Origin of the sequence: Streptoalloteichus hindustanus (genome assembly GCF_900129375.1) — a bacterium.
In the GTDB taxonomy this organism is placed as follows: Bacteria; Actinomycetota; Actinomycetes; order Mycobacteriales; family Pseudonocardiaceae; genus Streptoalloteichus; species Streptoalloteichus hindustanus.
This window is the reverse complement of sequence record NZ_FQVN01000002.1, coordinates 840,264-867,021: the sequence shown is the minus strand read 5'-3', so window position 1 is coordinate 867,021 and position 26,758 is coordinate 840,264. Positions and strand designations below refer to the sequence as shown.

The window sequence follows — 26,758 nt, the reverse complement described above, 5'->3', positions numbered from 1 at the left end:
GGTGTCGCTCATCGCTCTGATCAACACGTTCAACCGGGTCAACGTCGCGATCCAGCAGCCCGCCGGGAGCTACGTCGTCGGCCAGTTCGCCTGACGAGGAGCACCGGGCCGCGAGCACCGGTGCCGCCTCGCCCAGCGCCAACGCACAAGGGGGAGCGAGGTTCGGTCTGGTCGTCCACAATGGACGACCAGACCGAACCTTGGTGTGTTTCCGCGGTCCCCTGGACCGGATGGTCGCGGCCGAGCCGTGCGGCGAGAGCGCTCTCCGACGCCACTCACGGCTCTGATAGGGTCTCGATCATGTCTGGTGCTTCGTGCGCGGCCGCGGCCGCCGCCGCTGTGACCCGGACGCTCCGCTAGCGGCGGGGCGTTCGACTCACTTCCGCTGAACGCTCTGTCGCTTCGTGGTCGGACCGGAGCGGCCTTCTTGCGCTGCCCGGAATTCCTCTTCCGAGCAACGGAGCTTTCTCGTGCTTCCAGGCATTCTCCCCGAGCGCCAGGACTCGTCGTCCTCGGCCCGGGCGTGGCTGACGCTGTGCTGCGTGGCCATGCTGCAGTTCCTCATCGCCGTCGACGTGACGGTGGTCAACGTCGCGCTCCCGTCGATCGGCGCCGACTTCGACGTCAGCGGTCTTCAGCTGACCTGGGTGGTCGTCGGGTACACGATCACCGGCGGCGGGCTGCTCATGCTCGGCGGCCGGCTCGGTGACGTGCTCGGCCGACGCCGCATGCTGTTGCTCGGGACGGCGGTCTTCGGGGCCGCGTCGCTGCTGGCCGGGCTCGCGCCGTCGTTCCCCCTCCTCGTCGCGGCGCGGCTGTCGCAGGGGGCCGGTGAGGCCATCGCGTCTCCGGCGGCGATGGCCGTGATCGTGCTGATGTTCCCGGAGGGGCCGCGCCGGACCCGGGCGCTGGGCGTGTGGGCGGCCGTCGCGAGTTGCGGTCTGGTCCTCGGTTCCGTGCTCTCCGGGGTCATCACGGAGCTGGTCGGCTGGCGGTGGATCTTCCTCGTTGCCGTGCCCTTCATCGTGGTCGTGCTCGTCGGGGTGGCCCTCCTCGTCCCCGCCGACCCGCCGGTCGAGCGGACTCCGCTGGACCTGCCCGGATCGCTCCTGCTGACCGCGGCTCCGCTGCTGTTCACCTACGGCGTCGCCGAGGCGGGCGAGAAGGACGGCGCGCTCCCGTGGCTACCGCCGGCGGCACTGCTCGGCGCGGTGATCGCGGGGTTCCTGTTCGTCAGGGTGGAGCGGCGCGCGGCCAACCCGCTGATCCCGCTCAGCTTCTTCCGCAACCGGCCGCGGGTTCTGGCGAACCTCGCGACCGCCCTCCTGAGCGCGGCGCTGTCCAGCTCGTTCCTGTTGTTCACCTACTACCTGCAGAACCGGCTGGGGACGAGTCCGCTCGAAGCGGGCCTGATGATGGTGCCCCTGGCCGTGTCGCTCATCGCGGCGTCCGTCTTCGTCCCGAAGCTGCTCGGGCGCTGGGGAGCCCGGGTCTGCGCCCTGGCCGGGATCGGCTTCACGGGGCTGGCCATGGCCGCCATCGCCCTCGTCACGCATCTCGGGGCGAGCGGACTCGCGATGATCCCCGCGATGCTGCTCATCGCTGCCGGCATGGGTTTCGGGATCGTCGGCCTGCAGTACGCCGCCGTGACCGGGGTGACCGAGAGCGACGCCGGCATCGCGTCCGGCGTGCAGCGGGCCGCCGACCAGCTCGGCGGCTCCACCGGGGTCACCCTCTACGTCGGCATCGGGTTCGCCCCGGCGTTGACCAGCACCAACCCGTTCCTCACGAGCAGCCTCCTGGCCGTGGCGGGACTGGTGGCCGCGGCCGTGGTCGCCTGGCGGATCGCCGTGCCCGCCCCTGAGTCCGAGGCGGCGGCCGGATAAGCCGGGTTGAGCGGGTTCGGCCTGGTTGTCCACAGTGGACAACCAGGCCGAACCCGGCTCCGTGCCGTCCGACCAGGCCGCTGGTCAGGTCACTGGCCGGATCGCTGGTCAGCACGCCAATCAGGTCGTCGCGTCCCAGCCGTACTCGTCGAAGTGCCGGCCGGTTCGGGCGTTGGCGATGGCCTGCCCGACGAACGCCAACGCGTCCTCCGGCAGGTCAGCGGGGTCGGCCCACACCAGCTCCGCGCACTTGTGCGGTTCCCTGATCTCGGGCTCGCCGGCCCAGTCGGTCGCGGTGAAGAAGAAGTCCACCCTCGGCTCCAGGGACCGGCGGAACATCACCCCGGCCGGGGTCAGCGCGGCCCGGTCCACGCCGATCCCGAGCTCCTCCGCCGCTTCGCGCGCGGCGCAGGCACTCGGCGTCTCCCCGAGGTCGACGTGCCCGGCCGGCAGGGCAAGCAGTCCGTCGGCGTAGCCGGTTCCGGCGCGCCGCATGAGAAGCACCCGCCCGTCGTGATCGATCAGGATCAGGTGTGCCGCCACCGGATAGCGGTCGTGTTCGGTGTCGAACACGTACTCGGTCATCCGCTCACCTCCTCGGCGGTCCGGTCGGTCACAGCGCCTTCGGTTGGATCTGGCGGGAACCGTCCACGTAGACGGTAATCCCCTTGCAGCCGGCCTCCCACGCGGACACGTAGGTGTCGTAGACCTCGCCCGCCTCGACCGTGCCGGGCAGGTTCACCGTCTTGGACACCGCCTCGTCCACGCAGCCCTGCACCGTCGCGGCCATCGCCAGGTGGCCGGCCGGCGCGATCTGCGTCGCCGTGGCCAGCACCGCGCGCAGCCACTCCGGCAGGTCGACGTCCTCCGGCAGCCGGCCGTGCTCCGCCACGCGCCCGAGCACGTCGTTCCGACCGGCCTTCGCCAGCACGGCGCGGACGCCCGCGTGCACGTACCCCGGCAGACACGGGTCGATGAGCTGGAACAACGGCTCGATCCCCGTCGAGGCCCCGACCACCAGGGCGCTGCGCCCGGTCGGCGGCACCGCGATGGTGGAGGAGTTGCGCAGCATCCCGGTCTCGGCGATCTCGTCGGCCAGTCCAGCCCAGTCCGCCGCGCTGACACTGCGCACCGGCAGGGCGGCGAACCGCTTGAGGAACCCGGGATCGGCGTACCGGGACCGTCCGGTGTGGACGGCCGGGCACGCGCCCCGGCTGGCCGCCAGCTCCAGCGACGCCCGCTTCGAGGTGTAGTTGACGAACGCCAGCACCTCCTGCGCGAGCTGCCGGCCGGCGTCGCTGTCGTAGGGCAGACCGGCGGCCAGCAGGAGGTCCGCCAGCCCGCACACCCCGACGCCGATCTTGCGCTTGGTGGCCATGACCCGGGCCGACAGCGGGTCCGGGTAGTGGGACATGCTGGCCTCGATGGCGTCGTCCAGCGCGCGGACGAGCAGCCCGACGGTCTCGGCCAGCGCGTCGAGGTCGACCGGGACCGGCCCGTGTCCGGTGTGGAACCGGCCGAGGTTGACGTACCCGAACTGGCAGGTCTCCCCCGCCACGAGCCCGACCTCCGCGCACGGCGCGGTGGACACGTACGCGCCGACCTCGGGCGTGGGGTTGTCCTCGTTCATCCGGTCGGCGAACAGCAGACCGGGGTCCGCGCAGGCGTGCGCCGCGTGCGCGGCGGCGGTGAGCAGTGCGCGTTCCCGCCCGTCAACGGTGACGGCGGCGCGCATCTCGGCGTCGGCGCAGGACAGCGAGATGTTGAACTTCCACTCCTCTCCCCGGGAGTCCGCGCCGACCTTGCAGTGGATGAACTCCGCCGCCCTGGGGTGGTTCAGGGACAGCACGGCCATGTTGCCGACCGGCCGGTCCTCGGCCCCGGACCTCGCCCCGGCCACGGCGATCTCGTTGAGGTACCGCAGCACTGCCACCGGGTCGTCCAGCTCGTCGAGGTTGAACCCAGTGCCCATGCCGGCCCGGTGGTAGTCGTCCACAGTGGACCGCACGGCGGCGAGGTCGCCCCGCAGGTCCACCGGCGGCACGGCGCAGGCGGCCAGCGGGCGGTCCGCGTAGCGGCCGGCGTTGGTCATGATGGGTGTGGAGAACACGACGCGCCCGGTGTCCATCGCCGACCCGAGCCGCGCCGCGAAGGTGTCCGCGCCCGCCGGTTCGAAGTGCCGCTCGGCGGAGGCGAGCGTGGCCACGACGCGGTTCACCATGTCCCTGGCGGTCTCGCCGGGCTCGGTGATCCGACCGGACCGCAGGTACCTGTCGATGATCGGGCTGCTGGGGAATGTCGAGCAGTGCATGGTGCGCCCTTCCTCGTCGCGACGGCAACCGCCGGGCTTTCCGTCCGCGCACGGCGGGCGGACACGGTGAAGGAGGCTGGCCGGTCGCGGCTGAATACAGGGCACGGCGGACGAGGTGTTCGACCGCACTCAGTGGACCGTCGTGTCAGGACAGTCCCACTGGAACAGTCAGGAGTTCCGAATCGTGTCGGGACGTTCACTGTCCGCGCCAGGAACGCGTGTTCCGGGGAAAGGAGTGCGCTGGGCGCTCTCCGATACACCTCGGACCGGAGGACTACCCGTTCCGGGCGGGTTTCGCGGCGAACGCCTGGAGGAAGGTGTCGACGGCCGCGCGGGCCACGGCGCGCAGCTCGTCGTCCGGGACCTGGCGGGTGCCGAGGCGGGCGCGCTTGTCCATGGGGCCGGTGAGCAGGGAGCAGAACTGCTCGGCGGCCATGAGCGGGTCCCTGGTGCTCAGGCGGCCCGCGACGGTCAGCCGGGCCAGGCGGTCGGCCAACGCCTCGGTGACCGGGTCGGCGGCGCGGCCGTGGACGATGTCGAGCAGGTCGGGGAACTGGACGATCTCGGCGGACAGCAGCCGGCGCAGCGCCCAGGACTGGTCGGCGCAGTAGCAGCGGAGCAGCCGGAGGCCGACGTCCTCCAGCAGGTCCCGCAGGTCCTCGCCCTGGTCGGCGAGGCGGCCGACGACGCCGAGGTTCTCGGCCAGCACCTGGTCGGACAGCGCGGCGATGGTCTGGCGGAGCAGGTTCTCCTTGTCGTGGAAGTGGTTGTACACCGTCGCCTTGGCCACGCCGGCCTCAGCGGCCACGACGTCCATCCCCGCCTGGGCGTATCCCTCGCGGGCGAAGACGGTGAGCGCGGCGTCGAGGATCGCCTGCCGCTTGTCGATGCGCCCCCGCGCGCCGACCTGGCCCCGTCGCGCTGCCGCTCCCGCTTCTCCCATGCCTGGAGCATACCGTGCGGCCCGTCAAACTAGACCCATGCGTCTAGCTGTTTGGTCGTGCTAGTTTGCCCTCATCGGACCAGACAACTAGACCCGTGAGTCTGGTCAACGTCTTCGGGGAGATTCCTCATGTCACGTATCCGAGAGGTGGACGCGGGCAGCCCCGCCACACCTCCACCCGCCCCGGCCGGGCAGGTCGCCGGCAAGGCGCGGGACGCCCGTCTGGACCCGGCGCTGCGCCGGCTGATCTCGGTGATCCTGCTGGGCGGAATCCTGGGCATCCTCAACAGCACGATGGTGTCCGTCGGGATCGACCGGCTCACCACGGCGCTCGACACCTCGCTGGGCACCGTCGGCTGGGTCTCCAGCGGGTTCCTGCTCGCGGTCACGGTCACCATCCCGGTCACCGGCTGGGCCGTGGACCGGCTCGGCGGCCGGCGGCTGTGGGTGCTCGGCCTCGGCCTGTTCACGCTCGGCTCGCTCGCCGCCGGCCTGGCGTGGAACGTGGGCAGCCTGATCGCCTTCCGGCTCGTCCAGGGCGTCGGAGCCGGCATCCTCGACCCGCTCGTGCTGGTTCTGTTGGCCCGCGCCGCCGGCGCGCACCGCGCGGGGCGCGTCATGGGCCTGATGTCCTCGGTGTTCTCGCTCGGCCCGGTGCTCGGCCCGGTCGTGGGCGGCATCGTCCTCCATGGCCTGGACTGGCGCTGGATGTTCCTCGTCAACGTTCCCCTTGGCGCGCTGGCGATCCTGCTCTCGCTGCGGATCATGCCCTCCGACGCGCCGCCGCCCGAGCGGACGCGAACCCGACTGGACGTCCTCGGCGTGGCCCTGCTCGGCCCCGGCTTCGCCGGCGTTCTGCTGACCCTGTCCCGAACCGCCGACCACACCGACCTCGCGTCGTGGTCCGCGCTCGCGCCGTTGGTGATCGGTGTCGTCCTGCTGGTCGTCTACGCGATCGACGCGCTGCGCCGGCGAAGCACCCCGCCGCTGATCGACCTTCGGCTGTTCGCCAGGGGCGGCTTCACCGCGAGCGTGACCATCATGTCGCTCACCGGCCTGTCGATGTACGCCAGCCTTTTCGTACTGCCGCTGTACTTCCAGCAGAGCCAGCAGCGCGGCGCGCTCGTCGCCGGCCTGCTCGTCGCGCCGCTCGGCGTGGGCTCGGCGCTCGCCGCGCCGCTGGCCGGCCGGATCAGCGACCGCATCGGGTCACGGAACCTCGCGGTGGCCGGCGGAATCCTGGCCGCGCTCAGCGCCCTCGCCGTCACCAGGATCGACGGCCGGACCGCCGAGATCTGGGTGGTGCTCGCCGCGCTCGCGATCGGCGTCGGGCTGGCGCTCGTCGGCCCGCCGGCCATGGGGTCGCTGTACCGCGCGCTGCCGGCTTCGCTTGTGCCCCAGGGAAGTTCCGTGCTCTACATGCTCAACCAGCTCGGGGCGTCGGTGGGCATCGCGGTCGTCGCGGTCGTCCTGGGGACCGCGGACGACGGGCTGGCCGGCTTCCACGGCGTCTACTGGTTCTCGTTCGGCGCGTTCCTGGTCGTCCTCGCCGCCGCCGCTTTCCTGCCCGGCCGCGCGGCAGCGCACTCCCCCGCCACCAACAATCCCAGGGCTACCAACGAAGGAGCCTCCCAGTGAAGACGATCGTGATCACCGGTGGGACCGACGGCATGGGCAACGCCCTCGCCCGCACCTACCTGCGGCGCGGAGACACCGTCGCCGTCATCGGCCGGGATACGGCCAAGGGACAGGCGTTCCTCGACGCCGCCGAGGGTGCTGGGCGGGCCTTCTTCTTCCAGGCGGACCTGAGTGAAATCGAGGAAAACGAGCGGATCATTCGGCGAATCCGGGAGCTCTTCCCCGTCGTGGACGCCCTCGTGTTGTGCGCGCGGCACTTCCGCTCGACGCGGAGGGAGACGGCCGACGGGTTCGAGGCCACCTTCGCCCTGGAGTACCTGAGCCGCTTCCTGTTCGGCCACGGGCTGGTGGAGCCGCTGCGCAAGGCCGCCGCTCCGGTCATCGTGAACGTGTCCGGCCCCGGCATGCCGAAACCCGAGATCCGGTGGGCCGATCCCGGGCTCCGGCGGGGCTACGACGGCGTGACCGCGCAGACGCAGGCGGGCAGGGCGAACGACCTGCTCGGGGTCGCCTTCGCGGCGGAGCACGCTCCGGGACCGATCCGGTACGTGCTGGTCAATCCGGGCGGGGTGGCCACCAGCTTCTCCGGCGAGTACGACGCGGAGACGTTGGCCCACGTCGAAATGCTGAAGAGGTTCGGCAAACCCGTGCACGAGGGCATCGCGCCGATCACCGCCCGGATCGACGCGCCGCCCGCCGAACCGCTGAGCGCGTTCGTGGAGGAACAGCGGATCGGCTTGGCGCCCAACGACTTCGATCCCGTCGCCGCGTCCCGGCTTCGTGATCTGACTCGGGCGCTCCTCGCCCGTCGCGAGTCGGGCAACGGCGGTCTCCGGGATGGCAGTGTCCTGTGAGGACACTCCTCACCGTGATTCTTGCTTCGGCAGGAGGAGATCCCGCAGGACAGCCTCGAACTCGTCGACCGTGGGTGGCTGGTCGACCAGCATCGCCTGGAGCAGGAGGCCGTCGAAGGCGCCGACGAAGGCCTGGACCCGGACCGGGCTGTCGACGTAGCACCGGGCGAACTCGACCAGGCCGTCCATCCAGCGGCGGACGGGCTTGCGCAGCTCCGGCGCCCTGGCCGCGAGCAGGAACAGCTCGTACTCGGCGAGCAACCGGCTGGGCTGCGGCGTGACGATCTCGCCCATCAGCTCGGCCAGCGCCCGCAGGCCCCGGGGAGTTCCGTCGGCGGCGGCGGCGATCGCCCGCAACCGGTCGGCGTCCTCGTCCATGCAGATGCTGAGGGCGGCGGTGAGCAGGTCGTCGATGCCGTGGAAGTAGTAGGCGGCGGCGGTGGCCGGCACACCCGCCTCGCGGGCCACGGTCCGGTGACTCACGCCGGCGACTCCCTCGCGGGCGACGACCCGCAGGGTCGCCTCGATGAGGTCCCGCCGACGGCGTTCCCCCTTCAGCCGCCGGCCGTCGGTGGTCACCTCGTTGGTCACCTCGTTGGTCATCGGTCTCCCGTTCCCTGACACCGCGTTCCCTGACACCGCGTTCCCCGGTGCCGCATTCCCCGGTGCTGTGTTCCTTGTTGCCGCGTTCCCCGGTGTTGTGGCCTTTCGTGCCGGACCGGCCCGCTCCGCGCGGCCGGTTCCGGCGAGAACCGTACCTGGTCGCCGGTCCCGTCCCCGTCCCGCGGAAGCGGGGGCGGAGCGGTGCCGGCGACCAGGTGCGGGTCGAATCCCTTACGCGACACTCGTTCGCTGGGCGTCGACGGTCTCCTCCTGGTCGCGCGCGATGGCGCGCAGCCGCCTGGTCAGCAGCGGTTGACCGAACAGCACCAGGAGAAGGGCGACGCCACCGGCGGCGATGGCCACCACGAAACCGCCCCGGGGGCCGAAGGCGTCGACCGCCCGCCCCGACACCGCCGCGCCGAGCGCCACACCGGCGCTCAGGCCGGTGATCGCCCAGGTCATACCCTCGGTGAGCCGCTCGGCGGGAACGATCTTCTCGACCAGGCCCATGACCGTGATCATGGTGGGGGCGAAGAAGACGCCGGCGAGGAACACCGTGACCGACATGCCGACGATGCCGGTGACCAGCAGCAGCGGCAGGGTGGTGACGGCGGTGCCGATGACGAACAGCACGAGCTGCCTGGGCAGCGGCAGGCCGATCCGGAGGGTGCCGAAGACCAGCCCGGACAGACCGGAGCCGACCGCGTAGACGGACACCACCACGCCGGCGCTGGCCGTGCTGCCGAGGTGTTCGGCGAAGGCGACGCTGACCACGTCCACGGTGCCGACGATGATCCCGCCGGCGAGCAGCGTCAGGACGAGCAGGACCATCGGGCCGGACCGGATCGCCGACCTGCCGCCGGTCCCGGCGTCCGCGCTGGCCGGCGGCTCCGTGCTCCGCTGGAGCGCGAACAGCGGGACGCCGACCAGGAGCAGCGCCGTCGCGACCAGCGGACCCGACTCGGAGAAGGCCATTGTGGACAGTGAGACCGCGAGCGCGGGCCCGATCACGAAGGTCAGCTCGTCGACGACGGACTCGAAGGAGTAGGCGGTGTGCAGGCGCGGGGAGTTCCGGTACACCTCGGTCCACCGGGCCCGCACCATCGCGGACATGTTGGGCAGGCACCCCGCCACGGCCGCGAGCACGAACAGCGTCCAGTCCGGGGCGTCGGCCCTGGCGGACAGCAGCAGCGCCGCGAGCGCCGCCGCGCTGACCAGGGCCGCCGGCAGGATCACCCGCCGCTGGCCGACCCGGTCGACCAGCCGGGAGATCTGCGGGCCGAGGACCGCGGTGGACACGGTGAACGTGGCCGAGACGGCGCCGGCGAGCCCGTAGGAGCCCCGCAGCTCGGCCAGCATCGTGATCAGCCCGATGCCGAGCATGGCCGCCGGCAGCCGGGCGAGGAAACCGGTCAGGGTGAAGGCGACGGCTCCGGGAGCGGAGAACAGGTCGCGGTAGGGGTTAGCCACTGCACCTGCCTCCCGGTGCGGTGGTGGACGGGAGCGACGACACGACATCCTCCGTGCGGCAACTTCTTGAACACTCGTAACAAGTTGAACACTCGTTAGAGTTTCTACCGCACGAACGCCGAGAGTTAATCGTGACCCGCGTCACTCAGAGGCATCGCCGGTGCAGGGGCACCATGGCCAGCCGCCGCACGGGGCCGTGCCCGTCGGCCCTTCTCGCAGGGGCGTTGGGGGCGTTGGACCTCGGTGGTTCAGGTGTCGCCTGGGCCATCCGCTCGACGAGCCGGGCGAGGCGTTCGGGCCCGGTGTGCATCGCGGCATTGAAGCACGCGTACTCCCGTGTTTCCGCTGCCTCGCGGAGTTCGGCGGTGAGCAACCAGCACTCGTTGACGATCTCCTGCGGTGGCTTCCGGAACCAGACCATCGGCGACCAGGCGTTGCGGCGGACGTCCCACTCGGGTCCGAGCTCGCGCAGCGTCCGCTCGACCTCCCTGGCCCGCTCCCAGACGTGGACGGCCTGGTCGACCTGGTCCTGTTCGGAGTTGCTGGCCAGGAAGTCCCACAGGGCTATCGGAACGAGAGCACTGCGTGAGCCGCCGAACGTGGTGTCGCCGACACTGGTCGCGTCGGGCTGGCAGTGGGGGGTCATGTGGAGCCCGCGCTTGGTCAGCAGAATCCCGGACGGCCAAGGCGATTCGGTGTACTTGTGTCCACTGGAGACGATCGAGCAGACCTCGGGCACCTCGAAGTCGAACCTCGGGAACCGGAGCGGCCGGCCGTCGGCGTCCCGCTCCACGGCTCTGCCCTGTTCGGCGGCCCTGCGCAGGAACGCGGCGGACATGCCGCCCATGGCGCCGTCGACGTGGACCCAGTAGCCGGTCCGCTCGTCGGTCAGATCTCCGCCGTTCGCGTCCAGACCGTGGCGAACCGCGCGCCGGTCGAGGCCGTGCCGGGCGAAGACCGGCCGAAGCCGCGCGCAGATCTCCTCGACGTCGTCGTAGGCGCCCTTGAACGAGGTGAAGTAGTTGAGGACCAACAGGATCGGATGTCCCTTGCCGGCGAAGAACTCGACGAGGGCGACCAGCTTCCCGACGTCGACGCGGCCCGAGCCGAAGGCTCCGCCCTGGCACGGCGCCTCGGTCGGCCACGGCTGCCCCGGGGCCAGCGGGTTGGCCTCCGGGTACCGCTCGGACCCCACCTCGTAGAACGTCGGGATTCCCAGGACCCGGAGGGCTTTGCTGATCGAGTAGTGGGAGTCCGCGGAGTGGAAGGCCACCGGCGAGTAGGCGTTCTCAGCACCGTCCGGCGGAGTGTCCTGAACCCACATCCACACCGGACTGCCGTGGTCGTCCACATCGGACACGAGCGACTTGCCGGAGAGGTGGTCCCGTGCGGCCCACAACGCGTAGAGGATGCCCTCGGAGGAGCCCATCGTGAGCACGTACCCCCAGTAGGCATCCTTGTCGGTGACGTCGTCCGAGCGAGGACCGGCGTGCCACAACCGGGCGAAGTAGTCGACCACCTCCCGCTCGACGGCCTTGAGGTAGGGCGCGAAGTCCGACTCCTCGAAAGGATCGCCGATGTAGGCGAACGGGAAGTTGAGCAACACCCCCAGGTCGGCCTGGTAGTCAACGCCCCGGTCGCTCCGGGAGCCCTGGAGCACCCGCAGCTTCGCGGCGAAGTGGTCGGTCAACGTGGTGAGGATCGCCCTCCGCCGTCCGTCGTCCACGCCGCCAGCCGGGAGAACGAAAGGGTTGTCGCCCAGCCTCAACCCGTGCCGCAGGGAGTGTGCGAGAACGGACGCCGAGCGGTCCTCGACCGTGCTCACCGCCGCTCCTCTCCGGTGGCCGTCCCGTTGGTCAGCGGCCGGAAGTCGGGGTTCGAGGGTTCCTCGGACGCGGGCAGGCCGAGCGCGAAGTTCGCGGTGTGGATGAAGGAGTCGCGGTACGCGCCGAGGAAGCTGGGGGTCGGCTCCGCCTCGATGGTCGCGGTCGCGCACCGGGCCAACCCCAGGTCCGTGGCCACGAGGTAGAAGGTCTGGATGAGGCAGCCGGTGTCCCGGTAGATCACGCTGAGCGTCATGCCGCCGTACTTGCACTGCACCCGCCGGAAGTACGAGGCGAGGTAGAAGCTGACCTGCGGCGGCTTCTCGACCATCATCGCCCGGCACAGCAGCCGGTGCTGGAGATCGTCCAGTTCGGACGACCAGGGCTGGAGTTGTTCCAGCGCGTGGGCGAACGGGTCGTAGTGGTAGGCGCCCGGTTCGAGTCCGTCCACGTTCCGCACCACGAGGTAGAGCTCGATGCTGTGCCGGCCGCCGCCCGAGGCGCTGGGCCGCCGGGTGGTCTGCCACTCGTCCCGCCCGAGCCACCCCTCCACCCGGGCCGCGCGGTCGAGGAAGGCCGACAGTTCGTCCAGGAGCAACGGGGCCGGGGCGAAGTCGCGGATGCTGCGGCGGGCGCGGAGCACCTCGGCCAGCGGCCGACTCGGCGGCGACGGCGAGGACAACGGGATCGTCCGCGTCGCCTCGGCGTGGTTCAGGCGGGCGGACGGGATGTCCCGCAGCTTCATCTTCGGCTTGCCGCCCCGGGACGCCTGCGCGTGGACCGCGAGCTCGCAGGCCGTCCACTCGTTCCGGTCGGCGGGGCTCTCCCCGTTGACGCTGTTGACGGGTTGCACGATGCCGGCCTCGGCCAACCGGGTGAGCAGTCCCGCGAGCTGGTCGGCCGAGTAGCCCGGCAGGTCGAGCTCTTCGGGCGCCCTGGTCTTCGAGATCTGGTTGAGCAGCCACAACAACTCAGGCTCGATCCGGAACCTGCGCTGGGACCGGGAGTTCACGACCACGACGCGGTCGCCGTCGTCCCATTCCACGAGCAGCCAGGGATTGCGTCGGTATCGGGTCGTCATCACGGCCTCCGTCTCACGGTTGGCGACGAACAGGCAACCTCGCAGCAGAACGGCGGTGGGGGGCTCGACCGGGAAGACCGGCGAGTCGAAAGTGGACAGTGGAAGCAGGACGAGGGAGTCGGCGCCCGTCTCGCCCAGGCCCCGCGCGACGGCGGCCGCGCGGTAGACCGCCATGCGGTCCAGCCCGGCGGCGACGAGGAGGTTCATCTCCTCCCACAGGCTCCTTCCCGGTCGGACGCCGGGGTTCGGGGTGTCGCTGCCGATCACCCACCGCACACCGGCCCGGTCCAGTTCGGGGATCGCGGCGGCCATCCGGGCGACGGCCGCGCGGCCGGCCGCCAGTTCCTCCTCGGTCCAGGGCCGGGACACGACGGTGAGTTCACGCCAGAACCGGACCATCGTCGGGTCGTGCCCGGGAAACGACCACCCGCGTTCCGCCTCAGCCACCAGGTGGTGGTTGACGATCAGCGTCGGGCACACCGCGGTTCCCGGCGGGAGACAGGGCCAGGTGTCCTGATCGCGGCGATCGGCCCACCGCCGGTGCACCGCGTGGGTGCCGTGAACGCCGTCGCCGGCCGGAGTCAGGCAGACGAGGTGTTCCAGCTCGTCAACTCCCGCGCGAACGGCCGCGGAGTAGTCGCCGGGACCCGGGTGCAGGGCCACTCGGAGCCCACGGGCGTGGGCGAGGGCGACCGCGGTGTCGTAGAGCTCGGCGGGAAAACGCGCGTACAGCTTGATCCACCGCGCGCCGCGCGCGACCGCGGCGTCGAACAGGGCGGGCAGGTCGGCCGCGTCGCTCCAGGGGGCGGCGATGAGCAGACGCTGTTTGCCCGGCCTGTCGAACAGAGGACCGCCGAGCACGATCTCGGGCACCGGGTCCGCACAACCGCTGGCGGTCGGAAGTTTCTCACCCGCACCGACCAGCGATCCCAGATCACGTATCCGCGTCACCCCGTACGTCACGTACTCGGCGAGATCGACGAACGGGTGCAGGTGAACGTGGGCGTCGCAGAGCGCTGGCGCGACAAGGGTTTCGGGGAAGCTCGCGTCGACCGGATCACCGGTTGGCCGGATCTCCCAGGAGTCCGGGGAAAGGACCGTGAGAACGCGACGCCCGCGCTCGATCCCGCTCGGTGTCAGGACGCCGCCCACCTCGACCCGGTACGGCGCCCGCGACCGGCACAACGAGTGCGCTGACACCGGGGCGTCCATGGGCCTATCCCATCGGGATCGGGTGCGGGGTCAGTTCGTGCTCGGCCAGTTCCCTGTCCCGCAAACCCATCCGGACCGGAGCCTCGTAGAGCCGACGACCGCCGAGACGCCGGAAGGTCGTGGAGAAACCCACGGGCTGGAGGCCGGGAACGACGCAGTGGACGACGCTGACACCGCATTCGGCGACGTCGATCGGCGTGATGTCCACGGCGACCGGATGGTGGCCGGCGACCGAGAGACGCTCGACGACCTGGTCCATCGCCTCGACGTCCGACAACCGTTCCGGTGCTTCGGCACTCAGTGGCCGCACCGGTCCTTCCCGCATGAAGTCGAGCAACGAGACACGACTCTCGTGGCAGTAGTACGTGGTGAAGTCCCAGATGTCGCGTGGCTCGTCCAGGCTCGGTTCTCCCCCGAGCTCCCGGGAACGCCAGTACATGCAGAACACGTGCTCCAGTTCCTGGGCAGCGCCCAGCAGACACGAGCGCAGGTCCAGGTCCGCGCGGTAGCCGCACAGCGCGACGGGCCGTTCGGGGGTGTCGATGCGACCCAGCACGACCATGGCGGGAATCCCGAGGTCGGTGGTGATGTCCTTCGCCACCAACTCGATCCCGCGACTCCGCATCCGCTCCAGGACGGTGCGCGCCGGACCGGGGTCGAGGGTCGACCAGTCCACAGTGGGCACAACGAGCTGGTTGTACCAGAAGACCGCGGCGGCGTCCCGCTCGACGATCTCCAGCAGACCACCGCGCACGGCCTGCGGCAGAACGCTTCCCGCGGCCGTGCCCGTGGAGTTGGGGTGCAGCAACCGTTCCTGGCGGTTCGGGGGAACGTAGGGGAGGTGGACCGCGATCGCCGGGACGTAGCGGGATTCGCCGGTGTCGAGCTCCACGCCCTCCACCCAGTCGATCACCAGATCCGGCTCGTAGGGGAAGAGCACACCCCTGACCGCCTCGTACTCGCGCTCGGAGCCGAGGGGAAGTTCCCTCGGGTCGACGGCTTTCGGGCCGAGCTCGGACAGGGACGCCCGGACGAAGCGGGCCGGGTCGTAGATCCCCGCCGCGTACCGTTCGAGCACTTCGCCGATGGCGCACACCCGAGCGTCGACCGGGTCGTGTTTGGTCGAACCACCGATGCAGGAGGCGCGCACCGGCGAGAACCACCTCGTGTCGGTGCCACCCCGGCCCCAGACGACGGTGGAGTCGACGGTCGAGCCGGGTTCGCCTGGCTCGTACACCCGGATGCCGGAGAGGACTCCGGTGATCGGGTCCACGGCACGCCGCATCCGCTGCCAGCTCCGCTCGGTCGAGACCGGGGACGTGTCCCGCAGTTCCCGGCGGACGGGAGGAACCCTGTCGGCGCACACAGGGCAGAACGGAAGGTGCAGCAGGGGATGGTTGATCCGCTCGCACGTGTCCAGATTCGCTTCCACCAGGTTGGTTTCCGAGAACTCCGCCGAGTCGTCGTCCCCGGTGCCCATCGCGCGCACGACCTGGTGCGCGATCAGGCCGGCCGCCGCCGTGCTGCTCGGCCAGAAGTCGTCGGACCAGGCCCCGAGAAGCGTCTCCACCGGCAGCCGAGCCAGGGACTGGTCGGGGCGCGTCGCCCGAATCCTGCGCTCCAGGCACGCCGGGCAGGCTGTCCGCGGGGGACGGAGCACCGCGAAGTAGGTGCGAGCACCGGCGACGGCGAAGGTGATGACCGGCTTCTTCTCCCGCATCGACCAGTCGGCGAGGTTCCGCAGCCCATCCTCCGATGTGGACAGTGGTAGCACGACCGCCGCCACGCGAGGCGAAAGTCCCGACTCGACGGCGACGCCGATCCGACCCAGTACCGCCGTGACCGCCGCGCTCAGCGGGTCCTCCCCCGGCACGTGCACGGCACCAGTGGCGCTGGCGCCGAAGGAGGGATGGCGGCGCAGCGGTTGGTCCGCGGGGACGAGCAAACCACGCTCCACCAACGCGGAGACGGCGGTGTCAGGGAGGTCCTGCCACTCCACCTCGGCATCGTTGGGCGTGTCGAACCGAAGGCGGAGCGGCGGACCGTCGCTGCTGCACACGTACACGTGGTCCCCTGAGCGCTGGATGCGAACGTCAGCGCGGGGAACTATGGAAGCCCAGCTCGCCATGTGCTCTCTCCGAGTCCCCACCAGGCACCAGCTTCCTGGCAGCGCGTCGACCATCACAGTGGAGGAAGGGTCCGCAGACCGCCCAGTCACGATCCGCGGACCCCCTGGCTACCTCTCACGAACCGCGGAGCATCGCGGCTCACTCCTCGTCGGCTGCGATGTAGCAGGCCGTGATGCTCCCGGGAACCACGTCGGGCTCACGCGGAACGACCTCCTCGAACAGCTCGTCCATGTCGCACACCTCCCTCCCAGCATGCGACCGGCGAGCGCTGCTCGCACGCGCTGACGAGAGGGGCCCGCAGGACGTCTCACCACGCTCCTGCGGACCCCTGCCACCCGTCAACAACACAGGCGCACCGCGACTCACTCCTCGTCGTCAGCCACGAAGCAGGCCGTCATCGAGACCGGGACCATCTCCGGCTCACGCGGAACGACCTCCTCGAACAGCTCGTCCATGATTCACACCTCCCTCCCAACATGCGACCGGCGAGCGCTGCTCGCACGCGCTGACGAGAGGGGCCCGCAGGACGTCTCACCACGCTCCTGCGGACCCCTGCCACCCGTCAACAACACAGGCGCATCGCGACTCACTCCTCGTCGTCAGCCACGAAGCAGACGGTGGCGCTGAACGGAACCACCTCCGGCTCACGCGGAGCGATCTCCTCGAACAGCTCGTCCATGATTCACACCTCCTCCCGTCAGAAGTACGGGCACGTCACCAGGCTTCGTCCGCCAGGCGGCACCCAAACCGCTCCCCCGCGAAAGCGAGCGCCAAACCGCACGGACGAGGGAAGAAGGGGCTGCGAACAAAAAACTCACCGCCGAAACGGGTGCCCGAAGTTTCCGCTTCAACCGCCGGCCCGCACACGGTTCGCACAGGAGCGGGGTTCGCGGGCCACCCGGTGGAGGACCCACGAACCCCGCCATCACCACAGATGGCCGAAGCCATGTCCCGATTCACTCCTCGTCCTCGGACTCCACGTCCGCGGCGATGAGGCTGACCGTCAGGCTCAGCGGCACCATCTCCGGCTCACGCGGCGTGATCTCCTCAAACAGCTCGCCCATGATTCACACCTCCCCCCGCCATGCGATCGCGCGGGCACGTCCGAGGTCGCGGGACACAGCCGGAGTCCCTGTCGCACCCGCGACCCTGCCCGTCATCACGCGATAAGGACTGCGGATTCCGCACGAGCATCGAGGACACGCGACGACCGGCGGCCACACCGGCCGTCCCACCACTCATTCCTCGTCCTCGGACTCCACGTCCGCGGCGACGAAGCTGACCGTCACGGTCAGCGGCACCATCTCCGGCTCACGTGGCGTGATCTCCTCAAACAGCTCGTCCATGATTCACACCTCCTCCCCGCTATGCGATCGCACGGGCACGTCCGAGGTGTTACCCCCGCCCCACACATCAATCTCCAGTCAGCGAGAAAGGCTCACAAACTCCACTTTTGGTGGACGCCGCGGAACCGGCGCACCACGAACAGAGTGAGAACCGCAGCGGCCGGCGCACGGCCCACCTCTCGCGAAAAAGGTATTGAGGGACCCGTAGGAATTGGCCGCCCTACGGGTCCCCGGCTCCTGGACCAGCCAGGCGCGTGATCTCGACTCACTCCTCGTCCTCGGACTCCACGTCCGCCGCGACGAAGCTGAAGGTCGCGCTGAACGGAACCACCTCCGGCTCACGCGGAGTGACCTCCTCGAACAGCTCATCCATGATGCACACCTCCCTCCTGCCTCGTGCTCTCCGCCTCCGGTGTCCCACCGCCGGCGGTCTCTCCCACACACCGCCACGCAACGGGCACGTTCCGCGATGACGTGGCGTGGATCGCGGGGCCGCATCGCTCCGACTGGCGTGCGGACCTGTCGCTGGAACTGAGAGGACGCGACCGCCGATCGGTGAGTGCGGCGATCGCCAGAACGACTGGTCAAGGTTCATACACAGTGGACAGACCGTGTGGAGCGGGACACGAGTGCGCGGCGATGCGTTCGGGTCGGACCCGTCGGAGGCTGTGCGCCAGTCCTCGAACCGCCGGGAACAGGCTTCAGGACAGGAGACCAACGAGGACGGAGCCGTCAACGATGTGTCCTCTCAGGACCCCAGGATTCTGGGGAGTCGACCCTGTGTCGAGGAAAACGGGTGTGGGGCCCACAGGTGGGACGTTCGTCCCACGAACCCCGCGACGGCGGCCGCGGCGACGCCGCGGCTCAGCCCTCGGCCTCGACCGCGACGTCCGCGGCGACGAGGCACGAGCGGATGGTCTGGGGATCCACCTCCGGCTCACCCGGAGCGATCTCCGCGAAGGGCTCAACCCGGAACACGTCCATGATGAGAACCTCCCTGGGGCACAGCGACCGTGTAGGACCGCCGCACACGCGCAAGTGTTAGCCCGACGGTGGTTGCCCGAAAAGGCCGTCACGCCAAAGAAGCATGCGATTCCCACGACCGGGGGATACCTAGGCGGCAACCTGTGTGCGCAACGTAAGCACCCGCGTACCTAGCCCACCTGTCCCTCCCGGCGGACTCCGGGCCGGACGGGCTCCGGGCGCGGTGCCACACCCAACACTTGCCCGGCTCAACGACATCCGGGGGCGTCAGGGCGCATGCTGGCCGACAAGGGCGGCACTCCCGAGAGGAGCAGACGATGGCGCAGCACTCCAGTCGGACAGACGGCTCCGATGCGTCACTGTTCCGCTTCGATCTGCACTTCGGGCAGAAGAAACCTGGTGCTGACGTGGAGAACACCGAGCACGAGCTCGGCTGGGAGCAGTTCGGGTCGCTCGCACGGCAGGACGGCATCCTGCCCCTGGACCACTCCGCGATCCCGATGGCGCCCGCGCTCACCGGGTTGGACCCGGACTCCGAGCGGACTCTGGGCCGGCGGCTCACGAGTGTGCTCGGCGCCGTGGAACGCCTCGCGCGGCACTACGAGGTGGACTCCGAGCTCCGGCGGTTCCTCAACCTGCCTCCGCTGCTCCACGAGTACGCGCTCGCCGACGTGCGACAGGACCGGTACGTCGACCACTGCCGGCTCGACCTGGGCGGCGACCGGTTGAGCAACGTTCGGATCTTCGAGATCGGCGGCGACTACCCGGTCTCGAACATGAACGGTCTGCTCAACCGATACTGGCGTCGATCCAGCGCGGTCCGCTCGCTGACCGAGGGGTACCGGCCGGCCCGGAGCGAGGAGCCCGGGTGGATGGCGGCCGAGCTGCTCGACGTGGCGGCCAGGCGTGGTGTCGACGGTGACGCCGTCCACCACATCGGCATCCTGTGCACCGCGGAACTGCGTTCGTTCACCGAGGTCCGGCTGCTGGAGTCGCACATCCGGCACCACGGCCGAACTCCCGCCCTCCTGGTCCCCGACCAGCTCGGTGACGACGAGCTACCACTCGCTTTCCTCGTGTACCCGAACCAGGCGATCGTGGAGAACCCGGAGCGCCACGTCCCGCTGCTGAAGCGCATCGCCTCGGGCGAGCTGATCATCTTCAACGGCGTCCGAGGCCGCTTCGTCGGCGGGAACAAGCTCGTCTCCGCCGCGCTCTCGGACCCCCGTTTCCGCTCCCTGTTCACCGCGGACCAGAACGCGGACATCGACGCGCTCGTACCGTGGAGCAGGAAGCTCGACGACGGCGTCACCGCCGGCGAGGCGGTCGCGCGCCGCACCGACCTGGTGCTCAAGGCCCCCTTCGACGTGCTGAGCAGAAGCGTGTTCGTCGGGTGGGAGCAGAGTCCCGCGCAGTGGCGCGATCTGGTGCGCAGAGGAGCCCGTGAGGGTTGGCTGGTGCAGGAGTTCGTGCCGTCCCAGTACGTCGAGACGGCGACCGGCAGGATGCGGCGCACGCTCGGCGTGGTGTGGTGTGGAGGCCGGGTGGTCGGCTACAACGGCCGCATCACGCCGCGTCTGGTGGACGTCTTCCCGACGGGAGGACTGCACGCCGTGTTCGGCGACCACAGCACCGGGTCCGAAGTGGACGAATCCTCTTAGGACACCCCAGTTCCTCCCCTCTGCGGGGTTCATCGGGTTTCGGTCTCCGGTGACGGGCTGAGCAGAACTGTCAGGACCGTCAGAAGCGCCGCGACACCACCGATTCCCATGACAGTCGAGGGGGACGTGGCGTCCAGAACCACACCGCCCGCCCACGCCCCGAGGGAGATCGTCGCCTGGAACGACGAGGTGAAGAGCACGGAGGCCGCCTCGGGAGTCTCCGGGGCCGACCGGGCGAACCAGGTCTGCGAGCACACCGGCACCGCGCCGTAGGCGACCCCCCAGACGACGAGGAGCACGACCGCGCCGATCCCCCACCGGCCGATGACCGGGAGCAACAGGGTGGCGACGGCCAGCATCCCCGCGCTGACGGCCAAGGTGCCCCGAACACCGCGCGACACGACCGTGCCGGCGACGAAGTTCCCCGCGATCCCGGCGCCACCGTAGATCAACAGAACCGCGGTCACCGCGCTCGGACCGAGGTGGGTGACCTGTTCCAGGAACGGGGTCACGTAGGTGTAGGCGCCGAAATGCGCGAGCACGACCAGAAACGTCACGGCCAGACCAGTGCGAGCGCCGGTGCGCCCGAACATGCCAGCGAGAACCCGCGACCGGGTCACCTGGCCCGCGGGCAGCGGAGGCACGAACGCCACGAGCGCGGCGAACACACCCACCGTCAGCACTCCCATCGCGACGAACGCCATCCGCCACCCGGCGAGATCGCCGATGAGAGTTCCCGCGGGCACTCCGAGCACAGAACCCAACGGAACCGCGGAGAAGATCACGGCCGTCGCCGTGCCCACACGTGCTGGCCGGACCAGTCGCGGTGCGAGACCGGCGCCGATGGACCAGAACGCGCCGATGACCAGTCCGACCAGCACCCGGGAGACCAGCATGACCCAGTAGGCAGGAGCCGCGGCGGAGAGGAAGTCGGCCACCGCCAACAGGAGCATCAGCGCGCACAGCATCACGCGCCGGCCGAGGCGGCCGGTGGTGACGGTGACCGCCGGGGCGGCGATCGCCGCCAGGATGCCGGGCAGGGTCATCATCAGGCCCGCTGTTCCGTCCGAGACCTGGAAACTGGCTCCGATGGACGTCAGCAGGCCGATGGGCAGGATCTCGGTGGTGACGATGGAGAAGATCCCGGTCGTCACGGCGACGACAGCGAGCCAACCGGGCAGCGTCGTGCGGGTCGGTTCGGCTTCGGAGACGGGAGAAACGGTGTTCGTGGGCAAGGTTTTCCGTCCGGTGGCGGTGTTTTCTCTGTCACCTCCAGGCTGGCAGTCGCCGTCCCGCGAATCTGGCGGTTTCCCGCCCTCACCGTCCCGCTCCGATCACCACCCCTGACCCGGGTCGCCGAACTCGTACCGGAAGTACAGGCCCAGCTCGCGCAACGAGCCCTGCGATCCATGAGCTTTGCGCAGCAAGCTCACGAAGTGATCGCGGGCTGGGGGCAGTGTCCACAGGCGTTGCGGAACCGGATTGAGGAGATCTCCGACAGCTACGGCAGAGTGCCCCAACCAACAGCACATCTACTCCGGGAACCAGGTCCACTCCCGTATCCGTAGGCCCGCTGGGCGAGACCGCCAGAACCCGCGAGGAGCTGCCGAAGTGATGAGCGAGCACGTGGAAGCCGAAGTGGCGTGGCGAATGCGTCGCAGTGGAGCCAAACGAGTCGAACTAGTGATCAACAACGAGATGTGCCGTGGCCAGCTGTCCCGCGTCGAACTGCTGCCGGACCTGTTGTTACCCGGCCAGACCCTGGTCGTGCACGGTCCGAGACGGACTAGGGTCTTCCGAGGGAGGAGCCTGTGACCTACGCCCTCGACGTCTACTACTACCGGCACGACGACGCTGACAGCGATGAGCCCACGATCGTGCGGACACGTGCCGAACTCGACAGTCTGATCGACTACATCGCCTCGCACGAGCAACCCAACCCGCCCGTTCTGTACGCCAGGGAACGACCACGCAGAGGTCGTCGACAGCGTCCGGATCACCAGCTCACGTTCGACCTGAGCGCCGCGGCCGATGTCGGCGCCCTCGCCTACCTCGGCGAAGATCCCGACGAACCCGGTGAGAACGCCACCGGCGCCTGGGTGACTCACACGGAGCTTCCCGTCGGTGACGCCCCACCTCTGTACCTGGACAAGCACGTCCCCTACCAGTTCCCGACGTCGTCGGCCCTTCCTCTGGAGCGAGTCCGGGCCGCGTTGCACGAGTTCATGACCACCGGACAACGGCCTCGTTGCGTTCAGTGGCAGGACTGGGTCCGGTCCTGAGCCACCGGGCCGGGGGTTGCTCCCTGAGCTGGGCCGGCGTGGGGCGTCCGGGGTCAGGGGGTGTCGGGCTCTCCTGGTTCGGGGGTCTCCGGGTGGGGTTGCGGTTCAGTGGCCCACAGGGCGTCGGCGCGCAGGGCGAGTTCGAGTTCGAAGCGGCGGTCCGGATCGCTCAGGCTGTCGCCGAAGAGCTTTTCCAACTGGCGCATGCGGCTTCGCACGGTCTGCGGGTGGACGGCGAGGCGCGCCGCGACCTCCGGTGCGCCGCCGCGCACGCCCAACCACACGACGAGGGTCTCGGCCAACCGCTTGCGCTGCTTGGGGGTGAGGTCGGCCAGGGGCGCGAGGACGCGGCCGGCCATCTGGCGCACCAGGAACTCGTCCTGGCGCAGCCACAGGGTGGCCAGGTGGTCGGAGCACAGGGTGCGGGGCACGTCGGGGAGGTGGCCCCTGCGGACCAGGGTCAGCGCCTGGCGGGCCAGGCGCAGCGAGTCCCCCACCCGGTCGAGCGGCACCTCGGGGCCGACGGCCGCGCGCCAGCCGACCAGGTCGGGCTCCAGCGCGGCGAGCTGGTCGGCGCGGGAGAGCAGCAGGCACGGCTCGGGACCCTCCAGGTCCGCCAGCACCTCGTCCAGCACCGGGGCCGTGGACAGGCCGGGGTCGTCGTCGCCCCGGTCCAGCGCCACCGCGGTGACGCGTTCCGGCAACGGCCAGCGCGCGGCGGCGGCGAGGTCGGCGATCTTCGCGGGCGACGCGGGCGGCACGGCCAGAATGGTCTCCAGCAACCGTTTCCTGCGGAGTTCGAGAGCGCCGGCAGCGCGGGCCTGGGCGGCGGCGTACCCCTCGACCGACAGCGACGACAGTTCGTCGATGTAGGCGAAGAGCGCCTCGGCCAGCAAACACATGGTGGGCAGGGGAAGTCGGGCCCGCTGCCCGAACTCCGCCAACGTGCGCCAGGCGATCCGCGCGCCGACGCGGTAGGCGGTCTGCAGGGTGTCCATGCTGCGGCCCGCCGCCACCTCGCACCGGCCCAGCTTCCGGAACAGCTCCAGCCGCCGGTCCCGGGGGATGGTGGGGTGCGCCACGCGTTCGAGGAACTGCAACAGGGCCTGCTCGACCCCGTGCACGAAGACCCGACCGAACGTCCCCTCCAGCGGCAGGGCGTACTCCGGGACCGACTGCCGGATCTCCCGCAGGATCTCGCCCGCCACCCGTCCCAGGTGGGGGCGCAGCAGCGACGCGAGCGTGCTGGGCAGTTCGGCCAGCAGCCGGTTCGTGGCGCGCATGCGTCCTTCCAGCCCCGTCATCAGCGCTGACGGCGCCGCCAGTGGTGGTGGCAGCACGGCCACCGCGGTGCCGTTGCGGGGCACGTGCACCTCGGGTTCCTGCCCGCCGAACGAAAGCGAGTTCATGTCACACCCCTGCGAGACGGGCGCGAGGGCCTGGGCCGGGCCGCGAGCGCCGGTCGGGCGCCGTGCCGCCGCCGCGTCCCCCGCACCGGATGGACCCCCTCCCGAGGGGTCCGGTCGAACCGTCCCGGGAGGGGCCGCTTCCCACGGTGCCGATCAAGGTCTCACATCGTCGTCGTCCTCAACAGGCCGGTGGCCTGGTGTTTGCCGGGTCAAGCGCGTTGAGCACGAGCTGCGCCGCCGGCCGGTTGTAGGTGATGCCGACGTGCTCGGTCTGGTCGGCGGGGCAGAAGTCCTGCAGGGTCTGGTTCGTGACGTTGGGCGCCGGCTTCAGGAAAGCGGAGGTGTACGGCGTGGTGATCGCGTCGGTCTTCGTCGCGATGTTGACGTAGCGCACCGCGGGGTGGGTCTCACCGCCGGCGTTGAGCGCCTTGATGAAGTCCGAGCCGGCGATCTGCTGGGCGCAGGCCGTGCAGGGGCCGACGAGCGCGGGGAACAGCCGGCCCAGTTCGGCCAGGCCGTGCAGCGTCGTGCCGTGGTTGGTCGCGACCAGCGCGACGAGCGTGTTGATCTTCGCGGCCCCGCCGAGGTTCTTGATGTAGTACCTCGGCATCATCCCGCCCTGGGAGTGGCCGACGACGTCGACGCGGCGCGCTCCGGTGGCGGCCAGGACTCGGTCGACGAAGGCGGCGAGCTGCCGGGCGGAGGTGGGGATGTCCCCGGTGCCCTGGATGACCTCGCCCTCGGTCCCGCCGTAGTTCAGCGCGAAGACGCAGTGGCCGCGCGCCTTCAGCTTGCCCGACAGTCCCGCCCAGTTGTCGTACTTGTTCTCCCAGGTCCCGTGGACGAGCACCACGGGGTGCGGGTGGGCAGGGGTGGGGCGACAGGAGAAGTCGTTGGTACCCGGCGGATCGGCCGTCGGGTTGCCGACGGCGTGGGCGAAGGCCGCCACGAAGTTGTCCTGGGCCGGCCCGGGGGCCGCCGACGCGGTGCCGGCGAGGACTCCCGTCATGACCACGGCGACCAGCGCGGCCCAGCGGAGGCGGCCGAGCCGTCCCCGCGCATTGGCTCTGTTCATCGAACTTCCTCTCCGGGTTCCGCGTCGCGCGACCGCACCAGGCGGGCCTGGCCGCTTCTCGTGCGCGCACGGCGGAGCGGCGAGGCCGGAAGGCGAGCGGGAACCGGTAATTCCCCGAATAGGCGGCGACCGCCAGGGGATTGAATTCGACCTGATGCGGGCCGCAGAGTGGCACGCGTCCGGAAATGCGCTCAATACTCCACCAGGGGGTATGTCGGCGAGCGTCCGCCGCGGGGCCGACTTCTTGTCACGGCGGTGACAGTTCCGGCCCGACTCGTTCGTCCGACCGTGACTGTTCCGCGCTGGCGGACCCGCCCGGCGCACCGGGATTCGGCCGCCGGGACGGCTCCCGGCTCACCGCCGGCCGGCGCGGGCGTGCGCGGCTCGCGGTCGACGAGGCAGGTCAGGTCGGTTTCACGTCCTCCGGTGAGCGCCGCACCCGCTCCGGGTTGTCACGCCGGTGACAGGTTCGCCCTTCGGAACCGGTCCCGACCGTCTGCCGCCGGCCGACTTCTTGCCCTGATTGAGGCGGATGAGTAACCTCGCCGTCACATTCTCGGGCGATTGACGAATTTCTCGTTCCCGACGTCACCCACCTCACCACGGGCTCCCGCGACGCGGTCGCGCTCCGACGCGCGATTCACGGGCGCTCCGGCGGAAAAGGAGGTCACGGTCATGGCCAAGGCCCGTGCTGCCCTCGTCGCGGCGATTCCACCCGCGCCGGACATCACTCGCGAGTCGGTCCGGAGCGCGGTGCGGCCGTGAGCGTTCTCCCGCAGCGCCGTCCTGGGCGCCACGTCGCGACGCTCGCGGTCGTCGCGCTCGTCGCCTTCGTGTCCACAGTGGACAACACGGTCGTGGTGGCGGCCGCGCCCACCATCGGCCGCGATCTCGGGATGGGCCTGTCCTCCCTGCCCTGGCTCAGCATCGGCTACATGCTTCCCTACGGCGGTCTGCTCCTGGTCGCCGGCGCCCTGGTCGACCGGGGTGGGAACCGGGTTCTGCTCGCGGGTCTCGCGGTGTTCGCCGGGGGCTCGCTGCTCGGTGGGCTGGCGCAGACGGCCGAAGCCGTGCTCACCGCACGGGTGGTGCAGGGCATCGCGGCGGCGCTGGTCGTTCCCGGAACCCTCCGGCTGGTCCGCACCGCGCTGGACCCGCGCTGGCGCACGCCGGGCGCCGCGATCTGGACCGCGGCGGTGGCGACGGCCCTGGCGCTCGGGCCGTGGCTGGGCGGTTTCCTCACCGAACACGCCCACTGGAGCTGGATCTTCCTGGGGCACCTGCCCCTTCTCCTGGCCGCCGGGCTGCTGGTGCCGCGGGTCGGCGACAGCGCCGTGCGGCGGCCGGCGCCGACCCGGGTGAGCGGAGCGCCCACCAGCACGGTGGCGTCGCGGCTCCGGAGAAATCCCATCTTCCTCGGCGCCAACGCGGTTCTTCTCCTGTGGGGGTTGGGAACGAGCGGCGTCGTGTTCTACACCCCCCTGCTGCACCAGGACTTCCTCGGGATGTCCCCGGGCAGGGCGAGTCTGCCGCTGTCGGTGGTCGCGGTCGCGGTCATCGCGACCACGCCGCTGGTGCCCGCCATCCAGCGCCGTCTGGGGCCGGCCAGGACCGTGGCCCTCGGCCTGACGGGCGTCGCCGCCGGGATGACGGCGGTGGCGGCGGTGAACCACGTGCCGTCGGTCGAGCCCCGCCTCGTCGGCCTGCTCGTGGTCGGCGTCGGCTCGGCCCTCACCACCCCGCTGACCGCCCACGCGCTGGACGTGGTCGACGCGGAGGACGCCGGCGTGGCCTCGGGACTGCTGACCGCCGCCCGCGAGGTGTCCGCCGCGGCGGGGATCGCCCTGACCGGAGCCGTCCTGGCCCTGGTGAACGCGGGCCAGACCACCGGCCTCACGGGACCTGAGCTGGCCCGGGGCTACACGGCGGGGCTCGTGCTGGCCGCGGCGGCGCAGCTCGCCGGCGCGGCCCTCGCGCCGCGCCTCCTGCGGCCCCGGGTCCGCTCTCCCGCCACCGAGCCCGCTGCCGCCGCCGGCCGATGACCCGTTCCC

At 70.6% G+C, this 26,758-nt stretch carries 18 protein-coding genes; 7 read left to right on the top strand and 11 right to left on the bottom strand.

Going from position 1 to position 26,758, the window contains the following annotated elements; translation table 11 throughout:
* Nucleotides 1–470 precede the first annotated feature (470 nt).
* A complete protein-coding gene (locus BUE43_RS09195) occupies nucleotides 471–1,886 on the top strand; it encodes an MFS transporter (RefSeq protein WP_234995617.1) in 1,416 nt (471 codons plus the stop codon).
* 120 nt (nucleotides 1,887–2,006) lie between these two features.
* Here BUE43_RS09195 and BUE43_RS09190 read toward each other — a convergent pair whose 3' ends face one another.
* The 3 genes from BUE43_RS09190 to BUE43_RS09180 form a co-directional block, all read right to left on the bottom strand.
* A complete protein-coding gene (locus tag BUE43_RS09190) occupies nucleotides 2,007–2,471 on the bottom strand; it encodes an NUDIX domain-containing protein (protein ID WP_073480911.1) in 465 nt (154 codons plus the stop codon).
* 28 nt (nucleotides 2,472–2,499) lie between these two features.
* Nucleotides 2,500–4,197 (bottom strand): ribonucleotide reductase N-terminal alpha domain-containing protein, encoded by a 1,698-nt coding sequence (locus BUE43_RS09185; protein WP_073480910.1) that lies wholly within the window; start codon nucleotides 4,195–4,197, stop codon nucleotides 2,500–2,502.
* Nucleotides 4,198–4,471: 274 nt separating this feature from the next.
* Entirely contained in the window at nucleotides 4,472–5,140 is a 669-nt protein-coding gene (locus BUE43_RS09180; RefSeq protein WP_073480909.1) for a TetR/AcrR family transcriptional regulator, read from the bottom strand.
* Nucleotides 5,141–5,269: 129 nt separating this feature from the next.
* Between BUE43_RS09180 and BUE43_RS09175 the strand changes: the two genes are divergently transcribed.
* Together BUE43_RS09175 and BUE43_RS09170 are read left to right on the top strand one after the other, a co-directional pair.
* Nucleotides 5,270–6,778, top strand: coding sequence for a DHA2 family efflux MFS transporter permease subunit (locus BUE43_RS09175; protein ID WP_083959484.1), 1,509 nt, complete (start codon nucleotides 5,270–5,272; stop codon nucleotides 6,776–6,778).
* The gene (locus BUE43_RS09170; protein WP_073480908.1) at nucleotides 6,775–7,632 is read left to right on the top strand and encodes an SDR family NAD(P)-dependent oxidoreductase; all 858 of its coding nucleotides are present in this window, start codon (nucleotides 6,775–6,777) and stop codon (nucleotides 7,630–7,632) included. The genes BUE43_RS09175 and BUE43_RS09170 overlap by 4 nt, the downstream gene beginning before the upstream one ends.
* Nucleotides 7,633–7,641: 9 nt before the next feature.
* Here BUE43_RS09170 and BUE43_RS09165 read toward each other — a convergent pair whose 3' ends face one another.
* The 5 genes from BUE43_RS09165 to BUE43_RS09145 form a co-directional block, all read right to left on the bottom strand.
* Nucleotides 7,642–8,235 carry a TetR/AcrR family transcriptional regulator gene (locus tag BUE43_RS09165; protein WP_073480907.1) on the bottom strand — a complete coding sequence of 198 codons (594 nt, stop codon included), beginning with the start codon at nucleotides 8,233–8,235 and terminating at the stop codon, nucleotides 7,642–7,644.
* Between the two features lie 231 nt (nucleotides 8,236–8,466).
* Entirely contained in the window at nucleotides 8,467–9,705 is a 1,239-nt protein-coding gene (locus BUE43_RS09160) for an MFS transporter (protein WP_073480906.1), read from the bottom strand.
* Between the two features lie 145 nt (nucleotides 9,706–9,850).
* Complete coding sequence (locus BUE43_RS09155) at nucleotides 9,851–11,530, bottom strand: PLP-dependent aminotransferase family protein (RefSeq protein ID WP_073480905.1); 1,680 nt, start codon at nucleotides 11,528–11,530, stop codon at nucleotides 9,851–9,853.
* On the bottom strand, nucleotides 11,527–13,821 hold the full coding sequence (locus BUE43_RS32625) for a SagB family peptide dehydrogenase (protein WP_083959483.1): 2,295 nt from the start codon (nucleotides 13,819–13,821) through the stop codon (nucleotides 11,527–11,529). Before BUE43_RS32625 ends, BUE43_RS09155 begins: the two co-directional genes overlap by 4 nt.
* Before the next feature lie 4 nt (nucleotides 13,822–13,825).
* Nucleotides 13,826–15,820: a TOMM precursor leader peptide-binding protein gene (locus tag BUE43_RS09145; RefSeq protein WP_159447717.1), complete on the bottom strand. Its 1,995-nt coding sequence runs from the start codon at nucleotides 15,818–15,820 to the stop codon at nucleotides 13,826–13,828.
* Between the two features lie 2,777 nt (nucleotides 15,821–18,597).
* On the opposite strand from BUE43_RS09145, the gene BUE43_RS09140 reads away from it, so the two are divergent.
* Nucleotides 18,598–19,941 (top strand): hypothetical protein, encoded by a 1,344-nt coding sequence (locus BUE43_RS09140; protein ID WP_073480903.1) that lies wholly within the window; start codon nucleotides 18,598–18,600, stop codon nucleotides 19,939–19,941.
* A 29-nt stretch (nucleotides 19,942–19,970) separates the two neighbouring features.
* On the opposite strand, the gene BUE43_RS09135 is transcribed toward BUE43_RS09140, so the two are convergent.
* The gene (locus BUE43_RS09135; RefSeq protein WP_143174042.1) at nucleotides 19,971–21,176 is read right to left on the bottom strand and encodes an MFS transporter; all 1,206 of its coding nucleotides are present in this window, start codon (nucleotides 21,174–21,176) and stop codon (nucleotides 19,971–19,973) included.
* 247 nt (nucleotides 21,177–21,423) lie between these two features.
* On the opposite strand from BUE43_RS09135, the gene BUE43_RS35940 reads away from it, so the two are divergent.
* Nucleotides 21,424–21,756, top strand: coding sequence for a DddA-like double-stranded DNA deaminase toxin (locus BUE43_RS35940; RefSeq protein ID WP_073480902.1), 333 nt, complete (start codon nucleotides 21,424–21,426; stop codon nucleotides 21,754–21,756).
* On the top strand, nucleotides 21,753–22,223 hold the full coding sequence (locus tag BUE43_RS09125; protein WP_073480901.1) for an Imm1 family immunity protein: 471 nt from the start codon (nucleotides 21,753–21,755) through the stop codon (nucleotides 22,221–22,223). The genes BUE43_RS35940 and BUE43_RS09125 overlap by 4 nt, the downstream gene beginning before the upstream one ends.
* A gap of 53 nt (nucleotides 22,224–22,276) precedes the next feature.
* Here the strand turns inward: BUE43_RS09125 and BUE43_RS09120 are convergent, their stop codons facing one another.
* Both BUE43_RS09120 and BUE43_RS09115 read right to left on the bottom strand, forming a co-directional pair.
* The gene (locus tag BUE43_RS09120) at nucleotides 22,277–23,632 is read right to left on the bottom strand and encodes a PucR-like N-terminal domain-containing protein (protein ID WP_234995616.1); all 1,356 of its coding nucleotides are present in this window, start codon (nucleotides 23,630–23,632) and stop codon (nucleotides 22,277–22,279) included.
* Between the two features lie 178 nt (nucleotides 23,633–23,810).
* Entirely contained in the window at nucleotides 23,811–24,707 is an 897-nt protein-coding gene (locus BUE43_RS09115) for an esterase/lipase family protein (RefSeq protein ID WP_073480900.1), read from the bottom strand.
* A 761-nt stretch (nucleotides 24,708–25,468) separates the two neighbouring features.
* Here BUE43_RS09115 and BUE43_RS09110 point away from each other — a divergent pair.
* The gene (locus BUE43_RS09110) at nucleotides 25,469–26,749 is read left to right on the top strand and encodes an MFS transporter (RefSeq protein ID WP_073480899.1); all 1,281 of its coding nucleotides are present in this window, start codon (nucleotides 25,469–25,471) and stop codon (nucleotides 26,747–26,749) included.
* Nucleotides 26,750–26,758: the final 9 nt, after the last annotated feature.

What these genes read in the sequence shown, in the direction of transcription:
- BUE43_RS09165 (WP_073480907.1), bottom strand. Translation starts at nt 8,235, where the DNA reads ATGACCAACGAGGTGACCAACGAGGTGACCACCGACGGCCGGCGGCTG.
- BUE43_RS09120 (WP_234995616.1), bottom strand. Translation starts at nt 23,632, where the DNA reads ATGAACTCGCTTTCGTTCGGCGGGCAGGAACCCGAGGTGCACGTGCCC.
- BUE43_RS09190 (WP_073480911.1), bottom strand. Translation starts at nt 2,471, where the DNA reads ATGACCGAGTACGTGTTCGACACCGAACACGACCGCTATCCGGTGGCG.
- BUE43_RS09185 (WP_073480910.1), bottom strand. Translation starts at nt 4,197, where the DNA reads ATGCACTGCTCGACATTCCCCAGCAGCCCGATCATCGACAGGTACCTG.
- BUE43_RS09175 (WP_083959484.1), top strand. Translation starts at nt 5,270, where the DNA reads ATGTCACGTATCCGAGAGGTGGACGCGGGCAGCCCCGCCACACCTCCA.
- BUE43_RS09115 (WP_073480900.1), bottom strand. Translation starts at nt 24,707, where the DNA reads ATGAACAGAGCCAATGCGCGGGGACGGCTCGGCCGCCTCCGCTGGGCC.
- BUE43_RS32625 (WP_083959483.1), bottom strand. Translation starts at nt 13,821, where the DNA reads ATGGACGCCCCGGTGTCAGCGCACTCGTTGTGCCGGTCGCGGGCGCCG.
- BUE43_RS09180 (WP_073480909.1), bottom strand. Translation starts at nt 5,140, where the DNA reads ATGGGAGAAGCGGGAGCGGCAGCGCGACGGGGCCAGGTCGGCGCGCGG.
- BUE43_RS09140 (WP_073480903.1), top strand. Translation starts at nt 18,598, where the DNA reads ATGGCGCAGCACTCCAGTCGGACAGACGGCTCCGATGCGTCACTGTTC.